At 64.1% G+C, this 14,680-nt stretch carries 9 protein-coding genes; 3 read left to right on the top strand and 6 right to left on the bottom strand.

The genetic code is table 11. The features are described 5' to 3' along the window. Positions 1 to 49 precede the first annotated feature (49 nt). The 3 genes from HMPREF2630_RS02650 to HMPREF2630_RS02640 all read right to left on the bottom strand — a co-directional run bounded on the left by HMPREF2630_RS02650 (position 50) and on the right by HMPREF2630_RS02640 (position 3,111). Complete coding sequence (locus HMPREF2630_RS02650) at positions 50 to 397, bottom strand: hypothetical protein (RefSeq protein ID WP_070483256.1); 348 nt, start codon at positions 395 to 397, stop codon at positions 50 to 52. Between the two features lie 270 nt (positions 398 to 667). Then, positions 668 to 1,975, bottom strand: a complete 1,308-nt coding sequence (locus tag HMPREF2630_RS02645; RefSeq protein ID WP_070483254.1) for a M18 family aminopeptidase — start codon at positions 1,973 to 1,975, stop codon at positions 668 to 670. A 149-nt stretch (positions 1,976 to 2,124) separates the two neighbouring features. Then, positions 2,125 to 3,111, bottom strand: a complete 987-nt coding sequence (locus HMPREF2630_RS02640) for a CPBP family intramembrane glutamic endopeptidase (RefSeq protein WP_070483252.1) — start codon at positions 3,109 to 3,111, stop codon at positions 2,125 to 2,127. Between the two features lie 316 nt (positions 3,112 to 3,427). On the opposite strand from HMPREF2630_RS02640, the gene HMPREF2630_RS02635 reads away from it, so the two are divergent. Continuing rightward, positions 3,428 to 5,536, top strand: a complete 2,109-nt coding sequence (locus HMPREF2630_RS02635) for a hypothetical protein (RefSeq protein WP_070483250.1) — start codon at positions 3,428 to 3,430, stop codon at positions 5,534 to 5,536. Positions 5,537 to 5,641: 105 nt separating this feature from the next. Here the strand turns inward: HMPREF2630_RS02635 and HMPREF2630_RS02630 are convergent, their stop codons facing one another. Together HMPREF2630_RS02630 and HMPREF2630_RS02625 are read right to left on the bottom strand one after the other, a co-directional pair. Next, positions 5,642 to 7,165, bottom strand: a complete 1,524-nt coding sequence (locus tag HMPREF2630_RS02630) for a glycosyltransferase 87 family protein (protein WP_070483248.1) — start codon at positions 7,163 to 7,165, stop codon at positions 5,642 to 5,644. Then, positions 7,162 to 8,532 carry a glycosyltransferase family 87 protein gene (locus HMPREF2630_RS02625; RefSeq protein WP_070483246.1) on the bottom strand — a complete coding sequence of 457 codons (1,371 nt, stop codon included), beginning with the start codon at positions 8,530 to 8,532 and terminating at the stop codon, positions 7,162 to 7,164. Before HMPREF2630_RS02625 ends, HMPREF2630_RS02630 begins: the two co-directional genes overlap by 4 nt. 333 nt (positions 8,533 to 8,865) lie before the next feature. On the opposite strand from HMPREF2630_RS02625, the gene HMPREF2630_RS02620 reads away from it, so the two are divergent. Together HMPREF2630_RS02620 and HMPREF2630_RS09395 are read left to right on the top strand one after the other, a co-directional pair. Then, a complete protein-coding gene (locus HMPREF2630_RS02620) occupies positions 8,866 to 11,865 on the top strand; it encodes a multicopper oxidase domain-containing protein (RefSeq protein WP_371440188.1) in 3,000 nt (999 codons plus the stop codon). 251 nt (positions 11,866 to 12,116) lie between these two features. Next, a complete protein-coding gene (locus HMPREF2630_RS09395) occupies positions 12,117 to 13,013 on the top strand; it encodes a lytic transglycosylase domain-containing protein (RefSeq protein WP_049343513.1) in 897 nt (298 codons plus the stop codon). Positions 13,014 to 13,201: 188 nt separating this feature from the next. On the opposite strand, the gene HMPREF2630_RS02610 is transcribed toward HMPREF2630_RS09395, so the two are convergent. After that, the gene (locus HMPREF2630_RS02610) at positions 13,202 to 14,413 is read right to left on the bottom strand and encodes a cytochrome P450 (protein ID WP_049343512.1); all 1,212 of its coding nucleotides are present in this window, start codon (positions 14,411 to 14,413) and stop codon (positions 13,202 to 13,204) included. Positions 14,414 to 14,680: the final 267 nt, after the last annotated feature.

The following is a 14,680-nucleotide window of genomic DNA, read 5'->3' as shown; positions in this document are numbered from 1 at the left end:
GCGGTGACCGTTTCATTCGGTCACCGCCACAACTGTTATAGGGTGCAGGTTAGGGTAGGAGCGCCAACCCAAACTCAATAACGATCAGGGCTACAGCACACGCGAAGAGTACCCCACGCGGCACATTGAACTTCTGCCAGAGCCTATACAGCTGGCTGGGAACCCCGCAAATAACGAACGCCTGAAAGGCAAGCGATAACGCGGGGTTACCCCACTGAATAATCATCAGGGCAAGAGCAAAACCCACGCCGAGCACATCCAGGATGCGCAGGTGCTTTCGCACCTGCTCCCTCTCCTTCTGATAGCTGGGGTTGTTTAGCAACCTTGGTGGTGCTTTTTTCAGCTGACCCACAATAATCAAAACCGCCAGCGGGATCAGAGAAATATCGAAGAACATGGGAATCGCCTTTCATGGTGGGGTTCGCTCGCTACGCCGGTGACGAGCTGATGGTGCACCATCATTGGTGAAAACTTCTCAAAAACAAGTAGTGTGCAACACGTGTATAACGTATTGTGGGTTACTTTACAACACACATAGACCCTGTTCAAGAGGTAAACAGCTCCCCCCCCCGAAAAATTTTGAAAAATTTTTAAAAAATAAGGGCGCCGGGAACCTTACGTTCCCGGCGCCCTTCCCCCAGCTGTTCATACCTCAGCGGGGTTCAATTTAGAGGCGGAAGAAGCCTTCCACCGCGCGCGTCATGTACGCCATATCGTCCACATGGCACATCTCGCGCATCGAATGCATCGACAGCAGGCCAATACCCACATCCACGGTGCGCATGCCCAGGCGGGTTGCCGTAATCGGGCCAATCGTCGAGCCGCACGGCATATTGTTATTCGACACGAACTCCTGATACGGCACACCGGCCTTCGCGCACGCCGCGGCAAACACGCCAGCACCCACCGAATCTGTCGCGTAACGCTGGTTCGCGTTAATCTTCAGCAGCGGGCCACCACCGGGCAGCGGCTGCACGGTCGGGTCGTGGTGACTCTGATAGTTCGGGTGCACCAGGTGACCGGCGTCAGCCGACAGGCAGAACGACGCCGCCACCGAACGGCGGTACTCCTCCGTGCTCTCACCGCGCGCAGCCGACAGGCGCACCAAAATATCCTCCAGGAACGGACCCGCCGCACCGCTACGCGACTCGGAGCCGAGCTCCTCATGGTCGAACGCCGCAAGCATCACGGTCTCGGTGGCCTGCTCGTCCGCGTTATCGGCAACATAACGCTCCAGGGCGGTCAAACCCGCGTGCACCGAGGATAGATTATCCAGGCGGCCGGAGGCGAACAGCTCCTGATCCGCACCAAAACGGCGCGGCGGCTGCGAATCAGCGAACAGCAGGTCGTAACCCACAATGCTTTCCGGGTCAACCGGCTCGCCGTCAATCACGTGCTTCGCCATATAGCCGAGCACGTCATTCTCCGCGGGGTCCACACCCCACACGGGGTACATGTTGAACTGCTTGTCCAGCACCAGTTCGTTACGCTTGTGGTCCAGGTGCGGCGCCAGCTGCGGGATGCGCGCAATCGGACCGGTACGCACCAGGCGGTCCTTCAGCTCGCCATCCTCCATGACGGTGATGCGACCCGCCACGCACAGCTCGCGGTCCAGGAAGGAGTTCAGCAGGGCGCCGCCGTAGTTCTCCACGGCGATCTGGTGCCAGCCCTTCGTGGTGATGGAGGAGGAGGGCTTAATCTTCAGGGAGGGCGAGTCGGTGTGCGCACCCAGCACGCGGTAGCCGCTTGCCTTCTGCGCCTTCGCGCCGCCAGCCCAGGCGATAATCGCACCGTCGCGGACGACGAAGTGGCGGCCGGTTGCGACCTGCGGCTCCCAGGCCTCGGTTTCGACCAGTTCGGTGAACCCGGCGGCCTGCAGGCGACGCGCCACCGTGCGCGCGGCGAGGTAGGAGACCGGCGACTCCGCCACAAATGCGGCGAGGTCTTCAATATTCTTTACAGCATCAACAGTCATGGTTTAACCCTACCTTTTCTTGGGTGTTGACGGGGTGAGTCGGAGTGAAAGTCCAGATGGGGCCCGGATGGGGCGGCGGCGGGCAGATAGTCGGGCGAGGGCTACCCGCCGCATGCGCTAGGTATCGCGGGCCCCGGCCATCGCAGACCCTAGTTATCAACCTTGAGCGGTTGCGTTTCACGTGAAACCTCGCCGCGGCGAGCGCGTGCGTTGAAGATCAGGCAGGCGAGCACCACGTACAGGCCCTCCAGCGCGATGCCCTGCAGCGCATCCATGGGGGCCACCCCCTCGGAGGCGAAGGGGTCCAGACCCGCCACAAGAGAGAGCAGCAGCAGGGTCACGTTATTGGCCACGTGCAGGCTGACGGAGGCCTCCAGGCCGCCGGTGTACCAGCATAGGAACCCGGCGTACACACCCATCGCAAACACGAAGCCCAGGCCCCAAGCATCGTAAGTGTGGGAGAACATGAAGAGCGCCGCCGGCAGCACAATCGGCAGCCAGGGGGTGCGAATCCAGCGGCCCAGCGTCTGCATCATGAACCCGCGGTAGGCGAGCTCCTCCGCGTAGCACTGCACGGGCACCAGAAGCAGGATCAGCACCGCAATAACCCAAAATTCAACCTGTGAAGGTTGCGAATAACGATAATCGGGCAGGGACGCACCGCTCACCGCCACCATCACTGCGTAGTAAATACCGTAAATCACGAAGCCCAAGCCCAGGTACGGCAACAGGAGCGAACGGCGCAGGCGGCCCGCCACAGAGTGAATCAGGCCCCAGGGCTTCGGGCCCACCACCAGGCGCGCCAGAAAGAGCGAGGGCACGATGGCGATGAGCGAGAGGAAGGTCAGGGCGAACAGCGCCGGGTGCTCCATAACGAGGGAGCGGTTCTCGGTAATCTCGCGCAGGGAAAGACCCGAACCCATAGCAGCCGCGGCCATGAGGAGCGACAGCATGAGGGACAGGCCAATGAAGACGACGACGCCGAGCAGGCCCTCCAGCAGGGGCGAGTACCAGCGGGTCTCCGGGTCGGCGTGCGAAAGACGATGGTAGGCCAGGCCGTCGGCACGGGAGGAGCGGCCCGATGCGGCGGGGCCGAACGGTGCTTGCGGGGATGCGGGGGGCGGCGTTGTGTTCATACCTTAATCCTAGCCGGGCAACTCGGGCGGATACCGGCACGAGGTGTCACGGGAGCGGGGACTCCTGCCGCCCCGGTTGCATCGCGCACCACACGCAAAACCCTCAACCTAAGCTCAAACCCCAATCTTGAACCGCGGATTAACGCAGAATGTTACGAAAGTGAAGAGTCTGCCGTGAATCCTCTCAAAAACGACCAGGCAAGGCTTTTGACCCATAAAGCTGTGCCATAATTTGAAGCGATAATACACGTCATATACATAGTCGCTGATGACCGCTCTTCCGGGGTGTTTTCAGCACCAGAAAGGCTGCTTTCTTATGGCACTCGTCTTCAACCCGCCGCCCAATTGGCCCGCCCCGCCCGCAGGCTGGACCCCTACCCCCACCTGGCGCCCCGACCCGGCCTGGGGTCCCGTTCCCGATGGCTGGCAGCTGTGGGTCGAAGAGCCCGACCCCGAGCCCATCGATGCCGATGACGCTCCCCTGGAGCCGCTCATTTCGGAAGAGTCCGCCGAGGCGCTGGGCGCCTCCGAGCCCGCCGCCGAGGCACCCGCAGAACCCGTTGCGGAGCCTGCTGTTGAGACGACCGAGATTTCCGCAGAGGTTCCGGTCCCGGTCGAAGAGGCTCCCGCAGAGCCCGTCGCGGCCGAGCCCATCGCGACCGAGCAGTCCGGCGCAGAGTCGGCTGAAGCCGAGCAGACTGAAGCCGAGCAGACCGAGGCAGAGCCGAAGCCCATGCGCTACCTGACCCCGGTGCCGATTCAGGAGACCGCTCTACCCCGAGAGGTGCTGAACCCCGCCGGCGAAGCCCCCGCCGCAGAGGCTCCCGCGGAGCCCGTTCAGGAGGCCCCCGCTGAGCCTATTTCCGAGGCAGCGGCACCGGTCGAAGAGGCCCCCGCAGAACCCGTCGTATCCGAGCAGATTGTGGTCGAGCAGGTTGTTGCCGAGGTGGCCCCCGCCGCCCCGACGATTCCCGTGGCCCCCGTCTCCGCAGACGTTCCCGCAGAGCCCGCCCACGAGACTCCCGCCGAGCCCGTTGCCGAGGCACCGGCTGAGGAGACCGCCGAGCCGGTTGAGGAGCCCGCCCCCTCCGAGGCTTCCCTGCCCCACTCCGTCGAGAACTCCCCGCTGATTGAGTTCCACTCCTCGCCCGAGCAGCCCGCGCAGGCCCTCGAGGCGAGCGCCCCGGCCCCCGCCGACGTCGCGGCTCCCCAGGCCTTCGCCGCCCAGGAGTTCGCTCCGCAGGCTCCCGCGGGCCAGGAATTTACCGGTCAGGCCTTCGCCGCCCAGGAGTTTGCTCCGCAGGCTCCCGCGGGCCAGGAGTTTACCGGTCAGGACTTCGCGGGCCAGCAGAACCCGCACCAGGGTGCCGCCGATTCCTTCGGTGGTCAGCCCGGCCAGTTCCAGGGTGAGCAGTTCGCCTCGCAGCACGGCGGCCAGCCCTACAACCCCTACCAGCCCGCCGGCCAGTCCGGTCAGGCAGACCAGTCCGGTCAGGCAGGTCAGCAGGGTGGCCAACAGGCTCAGCCCGCCGCAGCGTTCAACCCCTACGTCCCCCAGGCTGATTCCGCGTCTCAGCACGAGCCTCAGAACTCCCAGCCCGCCGATACCGAGACCAAGAAGAAGGGCCCATTCGGCGGCAAGCTTCTGGGCATCATCGGTGCCGCGCTGGCCCTGCTGATCGTCCTCATCCTGGTCATCGTGATGCTCCTGCCGCGCGGCGGCTCGGGCTCCTCCGACCGCTCGAACCAGGCGGACGGCACCTCCACCTCGGCGAGCGCGCAGTCTTCGGATGGCTCGTCCTCGACCACCGCGTCCGAGGCGAAGCTACCCGAGGGCGAGTACAAGGAGTACAAGGAGACCGTCACCGAGGATAAGAAGAACATCGACATCGAAAAGGTGAAGGGCGACGCCTCCAAGGGCATCGTCTACTACGAGTTCAAGCCCTCGGACGACCTGAGCAGCCGCGCCTACATCACCAGCCTCACCGAGAAGGGTGAGATTTCCACCGGCCTGAGCGTCATCGATATGACCGTCGACCGCACCCCCATCCGCGGCACCGCGTGGCTGGATACCACCAACCCCTCCAGCCCCACCCGCAAGCTGGAGCTCAACGGTAAGGGCGAGTGGCTGATTCGCGTGTACGACGAATCCTCCGCACCGAACTACGCCAAGGGCGAGAAGTTCCACACGAACATGAACTACTACGCCTTCACCTACGACGGTGGCGAGTCCACCATGGAGTTCGAGGCGAAGGGCCTGGACAGCAAGCGCGGCTTCGCGCTGCTGAGCGCCAGCCGTAGCGACGTTATGTTTGGCACCAGCGTGGCGAACATGAAGAGCAGCATGGAGTGGAAGAGCACCGGCAAGAACCTCCTGCAGGTGCGTAGCACCTCCTCGGCTGACTGGAGCATCGGCACCCACTAGCCGCCCGTAGCCCGTGGCGGCACGCCGGAAGAGCCCCCGCATCCCTCGGATGCGGGGGCTCTTCTGCGTCTGCGGTCTTCGCGCGGCCGCGGGTCGCGACGGTTTCTAGTATGCGGCGCCCAGGGTAGTCACGCGTTCCCCCTCGCGGGCTGCGGCGCGATTAATCTGCTGGCGGTGTACCAGGTACACGAAGAAGGTCACCACCGTGAACACGTACATGAACTGGTACGGGGACGTGCCCGCCATGAGGCCCAGCGAGCCCTCGGGCACCATGAGGATGTTATCCGAGCTGAAGTGCGGGGCGAAGGCCAGCACAATCCAGTACGGGGAAATGTACATGCCCGCCAGCGCCACGCTCACCGTGATAACGCCGAGGGTCGCAATGAACGAGCTTGCCCACCGGTAAAACAGCGGGAAGATTTCCACGACGACGGCGGCTAGCATCAGCGGGTACCAGGTGTTGTGGTGCGACCAGCTAATCGGCGAGATCTGCAGCATCATGAAGGCCGTCAGCGCCAGCTGCGACACGACCGCTCGGGCGCGAATCAGCGGGATCAGCAGAACGGCCGTCACCAGAACGATGAGCAGGGTCAGGGCCACCTGCACGGTCGACAGGGCGGTTGCGGTCAGATGGTGCTGCAGGCCCGCGTGGGTGAGGGTGCCCATGATAGACACGTTATCGAAGTAGCTGAACCAGCCCACGCGGGAGGTTTCGCGCAGCGCCTGGAACCAGTAAATCGTCGATTCTTGGGGTACGACGAGGTACGCGATACCCACGGTTGCCGCGAAGCTTAGGGCCGTGGTGATAAGCCCCTTCCAGTCCTTACGCATGAGCAGCAGCAAGCCGAAGGCGAGCGGGGTGAGCTTAATGCCGGCGGCAATACCCAGCAGCACACCGCGCGGCACGCGGGTGGCCGGGCGCATGAAGTCGGCCAGGATTAGGGCGAGGATAATCGCGTTAATCTGCCCGAAGTGCGTGGTGAGGCGCCACGGGCCGCAGGCCCAAATGAGGGCCGCCATGAGCGAGACCATGCCCCAGGAGCTCAGGTACTTCTGCAGGGGCAGACGCCAGGCGCGGCTACGCGCGTAGGAGTACAGGGCGTAGGCGCATACGTAGCTGAGCACGCCGATGATGACGGTAATCAGCATCATGCTCTGCGGTTCGGTGAGGAACGCGAGCGGGTAGAAGAGCAGGGCCGCAAACGGCGGGTAGGTGAAGGGCAGGCCGCGCGTGCGGAAGCTGTAGAGCTGTAGCCCGTCGGGGCCGTCGGCCAGGGAGACCGCGCCCAGTCGGTAGACGTAGATGTCGTCGGCCGCGGCGTGGGTGACGTAGTTGAGGGCGTAGGCGGCCACCAGGATGAACACCAGGTGCGCCCAGATATCGCCGCCGCGGAAGAAGCGTTCGCGCAGGCTGAGAATGCGTTCGGATGCATCGGAGTGACCGGGTTCCTCGGGGCGGTCCTTCGGCTTCGCGGCCGGGGTGGGCTCGGCAGCCTGGGCGGACTCGGTAACCACGGTAGCCTCGGCGGAAGGTGCGGAGGCCGAAGCCCACGGGATAGCGGGCGCTACCGCCCCGGTATTCTTTTCGGTATCTTCGGCGTTCTTCTCAGTGTTTTTCGCGTGGCTCACGCGGTTGCCTCCCGGGAGGTAGCGGCACGTACAGATCCGGTGCGCTCGGTGACCAGGACGCGGGCACCCCACCAGCCCAAGGGAGCATCGCTTTCGGCTGGTTCAACCGGAGCAGTACCCACCGGCGTACTCAGCGAGGCTACCGACCAGAGCATCATCGTCACCCACAGGCAGAACGCCGGAATCGCCGATACCGCCAGCGCACCGGCGGCAAGGTGCTCCATGTCGTCCATGGAGCCGTGCATCCATGAGGCGATGCGCATCGGGGAAATGTACAGGCCCAGCACGGCGACCCAGGCAAAGCACGCGGCAGCCACGCGCAACCAGGCCGGCTGCGGGGCGAAGTAGGTGGGGAACGCATCCAGCACCAGCACAACCGCCAGCAGGGGCAGCAACACGTTGTGGTGCGACCAGCTAATCGGCGACAGCGCCACCATGAGTGAGGCGGTCACCGCCACCTGTGCCAGGGCCGCACCGCGGCGTTCCAGCTGGTACAGCAGGCCGGCGGTGAGCACGATGCTCACGAGCGCTAGAGCATAGTAGACGGGCTTCGCGGCACCCTCGGACAGGCCGAAGTGCAACAGCCAACCCTGAATCGAAATGTTATCCACATAGTTCAGGCCGCCCACGCGCGAAGGGTTCGTCAGCGCCGAGAACCAGAATTCCGGTGCCTCCTTGGGCATCAGAATGAAGCCCAGCGCAATCGTGGCGAAGAAGGTCGCACCCAGGGTTGCGATGCCCTTCCAATCGCGGCGCACCAGCAGGATGAGGCCGAACACGAGCGGAGTGAGCTTCACGCCGCCGGCAATGCCGATCAGCACGCCGCGCGGCACGCGGGTCGCCGGACGCACAAAATCGGCCAGAATCAGCGCGGTAATGAACGGGTTGATCTGAATCAGGTCGATGGTGCGCTGCCAGGGACCCGCCGCAACCACCAGAAGGGTCAGCACGGCGATAGTTCCCACGCGGCCAAAGTACCGTTGCAGGGGCAGTTCGCGACCGCGCGCATTGACGTAGTTGTAGATGATGGTGGAAAGCCACCAGGCCACCACCACGGACCCCAGCACCATGAGCACCTTACCGACGACCAGGGGCATGAACGCGAAGGGCAGGAACAGCATCGCCGCAAACGGCGGGTAGGTGAACGGCGGCTTAATCACGCCGTGATCGTTCAGGGTCGGGGAGTACAGGTCCTGGGTGAACCCCTCGTTATCGAAAATGGTCATGGCGCCCAGGCGGTAAATGGAGAAATCCATGCCGCTGGCGGGGTCGCTCAGGATTCGGAGCAGGAAATTGGCGCCCACCGCCAGGAGCGCTAGGACGGCAATAACGCCCCAAATCGGGGTTTTGGATTCGGTTCTGGCCACGAGATGTCCTTACTGTGGGGTTTAGCTGCGGATCCCGGCGCGGGGTGTTTCGGATGCCCCGTGAGAGTGCGGGGCATCGGCGTTTTCAAGCCATAACAGTGTATCGCGAAGCGCGTGTATCCGATGCATCAGGGCGCAGATTCACAGGCTTCAGGAGGCGGGCCGCAGAGCGCATTTATACGCACGTACTGTCTTCAAAATTGGTACAACTGGGGCAATATAATGGATTTATATGGCACTCGACGCGCCCTTCGCGGAGTCTAGCGGATGCGGAGCGCCCCTGAACACACCGACGTACCGACGTGAACAACCAGCAGTGAAAGCAGTGATTGCGTGAGCGAACATCTCGGCACCCCATCTGACGGCGAGAAGCCCAACGGCGGCGAGCGCCCCGACGCAACCGGCGGCGGCAAGCCCGACGGCCAGCGTCCCCGAAGCCTCGGCGGCCTGAGCATCGGCGCGCCCGGCGGTTCAGCAAACGGTGCGGCAGACGGTGCGGCCGTCTCCGGAGGCGGCTCCTCCGGGCTGAGCATCGGCATGCGCCCGGCCGGCGTTCCCGGCGCTTCCCTCACCACCGAAGAGATTGCGCGCCGTGCATCCGGTCGCGGCACGTGGCATCGCCGCGCCTCCAAGCCCGTCTCCTACTGGATGTTTGCCCTCATCGCCGCGCTTCTGCTGCATCGCATCATCCCCAATAGCGGCTGGCTGATGGTGCACATGGTGACCCTCGGCCTGATTACGAACTCGATTCTGATTTGGTCGCAGCACTTCACCGAAGCGCTCATGAAGATCAAGATCCCCGACGAGCAGCGCAAGGTTCAGGTGGGCCGCATCTTCACCCTGAACGCGGGCATCGTGCTTCTCATGGTAGGCATGGTTGGCCAGCTGAGCGTGCCGGGCCTGTACGCCTGCACGGTGATTGGTGCCCTCGTCATCGGCGCGATGGTGGCCTGGCACGGCATCTACCTGATGGGCCAGGTACGCCGCGCCCTGCCCTCCCGCTTTGGCGTGACAATTCGTTTCTACATCGTTGCGGCCCTGCTGCTACCCCTGGGCGCCCTGCTCGGCGCGATGGTGGCCTACCCGAGCCTGAACGGCACCCTGCACTCGCAGTTTTTGCTCGCCCACGAGGCCGTGAACGTACTCGGATTCGTTGGTATCACGGTGGTTGGCACGCTGGTGACCTTCTGGCCGACCATGCTGCGCACCAAGATGGTGGATAAGGCGCTTGCCCACAGCGTGCGCGCCCTGTACCTCATGTGCGGTGGCGTTGCGTTGACCCTGGTCGGCGCGCTCTTCGGGTTGCGCCCGGTGGCCGTGGCCGGCCTCGTGGTGTACCTGCTGGGCCTGCTGCTCGTGGCCGGGGTGATGGTTCGCACCCTGCGCACCAAGCGCCCGAACGAGTACCCGCCCATGAGCGTGGGTATGGGCTTCTGCTGGTTCCTGGTGGGCGTTGTGGCGACCATCGTCATGGTGGCGACCACCCCCTTCGCGCAGCTGGATATGCGCGCCGTGACCCCCATCTTCGTGGTTGGCTTCCTGCTTCAGGTGCTGCTCGGCGCGATGAGCTACCTGCTTCCGCAGCGCATGGGTGGCGGCCCGGCCGTGGTGCGCGCATCCAATAAGGAATTTAACCGTTTCGCGGCGGCCCGCGTGACCGCCGTGAACCTGGCCCTGCTCGTCTTCATGATGCCCGGCGCGGCGGTGGGCCAGTCCATTAAGATTGCCGTCGCCGTCGTGGGTGCCCTGGCCCTGGCCGCGTTCATTCCGCTCATGATTCGCGGTGTGAAGGCTTCGGTGAGCGCCCGCAAGGAGATGATGGCGGCCCGCGCCCGCGGTGAGAAGCCCGCCTTCAACCAGGAGGCGCTCACCCCCGAGCCCGTCCCGCACGCCAAGCAGAGCTTCCAGGCTGCCCTGGCCGTGGCCATGGCCTTCCTGCTGGGCTTCGCGGTGAACCCCTCCGCGCTGAATCTCTCGGCCCTGCCCACCCTGAACGCCGGCTCGCAGACGGTCACGCCGACCGGACAGACCACCACCGTGCAGGTGAAGGCAACCAGCAACTACCGTTTCACCCCCGCCGAGGTGGAGGTGCCCGCCGGTAACCGCCTGGTCGTCGAGGTCACCAACGAGGATCAGGGCATGACCCACGACCTGACCTTCGATAACGGTGCAACCACCGGCACAATCAACCCCGGCGAGACGAAGAGCGTGGACGCCGGCGTCATGACTGCCGATACCGAGGCGTACTGCTCCGTGGCGGGCCACCGCTCCCTGGGCATGGTCCTCAAGGTGAAGGTGACCGGCGCGTCCTCGCAGCAGGTGGCTTCCGGTGACCACACCAACCACAACCACGCCGCGACGGGTAACGTCCCGACCCTCATGACGGTCGCGAACGGCAAGATTGACATGTCTGCGGCGCCCGGCAGCGGCTACCAGTACCGCGACCCGAACATCCCGGCGCTGAACACCGCCACACAGGTGAACGGCAAGACCGTCCGCAAGGTCACCCTGGAGGTGCAGGAGGTCGACCGCGAGGTAGCCCCCGGCGTAACCGTCCACATGTGGACCTTCAACGGGCAAAACATGGCCCCGGTTCTGCATGGCAAGGTCGGCGATATTTTTGAAATTACACTCGTCAATAACGGCACGATGGGCCACTCGCTGGACTTCCACGCGGGCATGGTTTCCCCCGATAACACGATGAAGACCATCGCCCCCGGTGAGCGTCTCGTCTACCGTTTCGAGGCGAAGGCCGCCGGTATCTGGCTGTACCACTGCGGTACCGCCCCGCTGAGCCTGCACATGACCCAGGGCATGTATGGCTCGGTCATCATTGACCCGGCTGACATGGATCAGGTGGATCACGAGTACGTGATGGTTCAGGGCGAGGCGTACCTGCACGACACCGGCAAGACCGCCTCCGACGGCAACAAGCTGGCGGAGAACTCTCCCGACCTGATTGCGGCGGGCACCCCCACGCTGACCATGTTCAACGGCCACGCAACCCAGTACAAGGCAAAGCCTCTGCAGGTGAAGAAGGGCGAGCGCATCCGTATTTGGGTGATGGCGGCGGGCCCGAACCACGGCACGAGCTTCCACGTGGTCGGTTCGCAGTTCGACACGGTCTATAAGGAGGGCGGCTACCTGTTGCGCCGCGGCGCGGATGCGTACGGCAGCCGTGACGGCCACAGTCAGGCCCTGGATCTGGCCCCCGCCCAGGGCGGCTTCGTGGAGATGCAGTTCCTGGAGTCCGGCACGTACACGTTCGTGAACCACTCCTTCGCGGAGATGGAGCGCGGCGCCGCCGGCAAGATTGTGGTGACCGACCGCTAGGCGACCCCGTGAGCCGAGCCCTCGCGGCAGCGGGATTTGTGAGGCCCCGCCGGGTGCATCCTCGGATGCGCGCGGCGGGGCCCTCCGCTACCCGGGGGCCTTTCCGGGCGGATCCTTCCTTTCTCGCAGGCGGGCGGCAGGGCCGTTTGCCCGGATTGGGGCGGGGTGCGCATCCCGCGCTGACTATGCTTTTAGCCTCATCCGTGGGTATTTTGTCGGCATCCGCGGCTCGGGTGCGCTAGTCTGGATGGATGGCACATAGCACTTCGGGCGCCCCTTCCGAGCGTAACGCTACGAGCGCCTCCAACCACACTTCCGCCTCGGCGGACGCACAGACTTCCCCTCGGCCGCGTAAAGCTTTCCCGCTTCGCTTTCTGGCCGGGGCTCTTGCGCACTGGCAGATTATCGCCTCTGCGGTTCTTTTAGGTGGCGGCGTCGCCGGTTTGGCGGCCACCTATGACGACTACTGCGGCATGACGGAGCTTTCGTATGCTCCGGCGGCTCTCCGATCCGATTTTGAGGAGGGCTCTAAGGTGTCGGGTTTCCGCCCCGGCGTGATGGCCGCGCAGATTGAGACCGAGAGCCACTGGCGCGTGGGCGTTGTGTCCCACCAGGGCGCTAAGGGTATCGCGCAGTTTACCGATGAGGCGTGGAACGCCGAGCACTACAGCTTCGGCAACGGCGGTAACGTGCTGAACCCGCACGATGCGATTGCGGCGCAGGCACGCTACCTGGGTGAGTTGCGTACTCGTTTGGCGAAGTACGCTTCTAATGAAGACCAGCTGCAGGATGTGGTGCTCGCCGGCTATAACGCGGGCCCCGGTTCCGTGGAGAAGTACGGCGGCGTTCCGCCCTTCCCCGAGACTCAGAATTATGTGAAGACGATTCGCGAGCTGGCGGATACCAAGTATAAGCTGACCTGCTCTCCCGAGTACCAGTTCAAGCAGGCGAAGTTGAGCTTCGTGAATGGCGTGACCCCGGCAATGGCGGGTGTGCATGCGGACGGTACGCCGCTGTCGGCCGAGGAGTCGGCGAGCGCGGCGGCGGAGGTTTCCGCCTCGGCGTCTGCGAGCGCTTCGGCTCGTCCGTCTGCGAGCGGTTCTGCGGGTTCTTCGGTGAAGCCTTCGGCGACGAGTTCCGGCCGCTAAATTCAGCTTTTTAGGTAGTCCACTAGGTTATATAGCCGTCAGGGAATATTCTGTTTTATCTATAGTGAGCGGCTGATACCGGCCGCCACTACCCTACTATTCACTCTTATATTTACTCTTAACAGCGCGAGGCGCCGACCCCCATTCTCGGGGTTCGGCGCCTCGCACTTTTTATGGCTGGATCGTGCCTAGTTGAAGATGGCGCGCACAACCGAGTAGCCGGAGACCGGGTACACCGCATTCACGGTTGCGGGCTTCTCGCTCTCGTCCGCAATCTCAATCGACTTGGTGCCGCGCAGCAGCTCCTCGAGCAGGATGCGCAGTTCCAGGCGTGCCAGGGGCGCGCCGGGGCAGACGTGGATGCCGTCGCCGTACACGAGGTTGCGGGACTGGTCGCGGTGCGGGTTGTAGGTGAGGGCGTCCTCGAAGGCGTCCTCGTCGCGGTTTGCGCTGGCCCAGTTGATGGTCACGCGGGAGCCGGCAGGCAGGGTGCGGCCGCCGAGTTCGGTGTCCTGAGTGGTGACGCGGCGGTTAGTGACGAGGGTGTCCTCGAGTCGCATGATTTCCTCGACGGCGAGAGCGATTTCGCTGCGGTCGTCGAGTGCGTTGCCGTCGGCGAGGGATGCGCGCAGGCGGTCCTGCTCGGCGCGGTTGCGTGCCAGGAAGTTCACGAACACGCCCACGGTTGCGGAGACGGTGGAGAGCTCGCCCACGGTCCAGTTACGGATGAGGCTGACGATCTCTTCGTCGGTCATGGTGCGGGGCTCTTCGCCGGGCAGGTCCACGATGTCGGTGAGCAGTTCGGCGGTGACGTCCTTGGGCTTGCCGGCTGCGGCATCCTCGCGGCGCTCGTCGAGCAGCTGGCGGATGTAGCCGTCGAATTCGAGGGCGACCTTGGCGATTTCTTCGCGGTCGCGGCGTAGGGTGGCGACGCGGTTCTTCTCGATCCACTCGGTGAGGGGCTGCTCGAGGCATGCGGGCCAGCCCATGAAGGCGTTCTGCACGCGCATTGCGTATGCCTGGCCGAAGCCCTGCATGACGTCTACCTCTTCGCCGCGAGGAAGGTCCGCGATGAGGCCCTGCACGGCTTCGCGGATGACGGGTGCGAACTTTTCGAGGCGTTCGGGGGTGAAGTACTTGTCGTTGATTGCGCGGAACGCGGTGTGCACAGGGGCGTCCATACCGTTGGGGACGGCAACGTGACGGTTGGAGACCACGTTGGAGTAGATTTCGGGGTGGTCGAGAACGTGCTGCACGTCGGCGTTCTTGAAGACGGAGTAGCCCATGAATTCGTCGTGGGCAACGGGACAGCGGCGGCGCATCGCGTCGTATGCTGCTACCTGATCCTTCTGGACCTCTTCGCTACGCAGATCCCAATCGTTGTGTACGTTCTCAGTCATGGTTCACCTATATTTCGTTAGAGTCATGTGTATTGCACCGGGTGACGAATCGTTCCGGTGGCTACGCGGTGTGTGCTCGCACAGGTCAAGCATATATTTCGGCACTTTGAAGTCAATAATACCCTCTTGAAGGTAGCACCTTGCGGGCAAGGTTTCAGGGTAGGGGTTCCTTGCTTCTCGTTCAACGAACAGTGCGGTGGGGCGAGGGGCGGCGGGTCACGGGATGCACGAGGCGGGCGGCGCCTCCACCGGGGAGGGGCCGCCCGC

This window comes from Rothia sp. HMSC072B03, from assembly GCF_001809565.1.
Taxonomy (GTDB): domain Bacteria; phylum Actinomycetota; class Actinomycetes; order Actinomycetales; family Micrococcaceae; genus Rothia; species Rothia mucilaginosa_A.
Note: the sequence above shows the minus strand (reverse complement) of the source record. Positions and strands in the feature narration are given on the sequence as shown.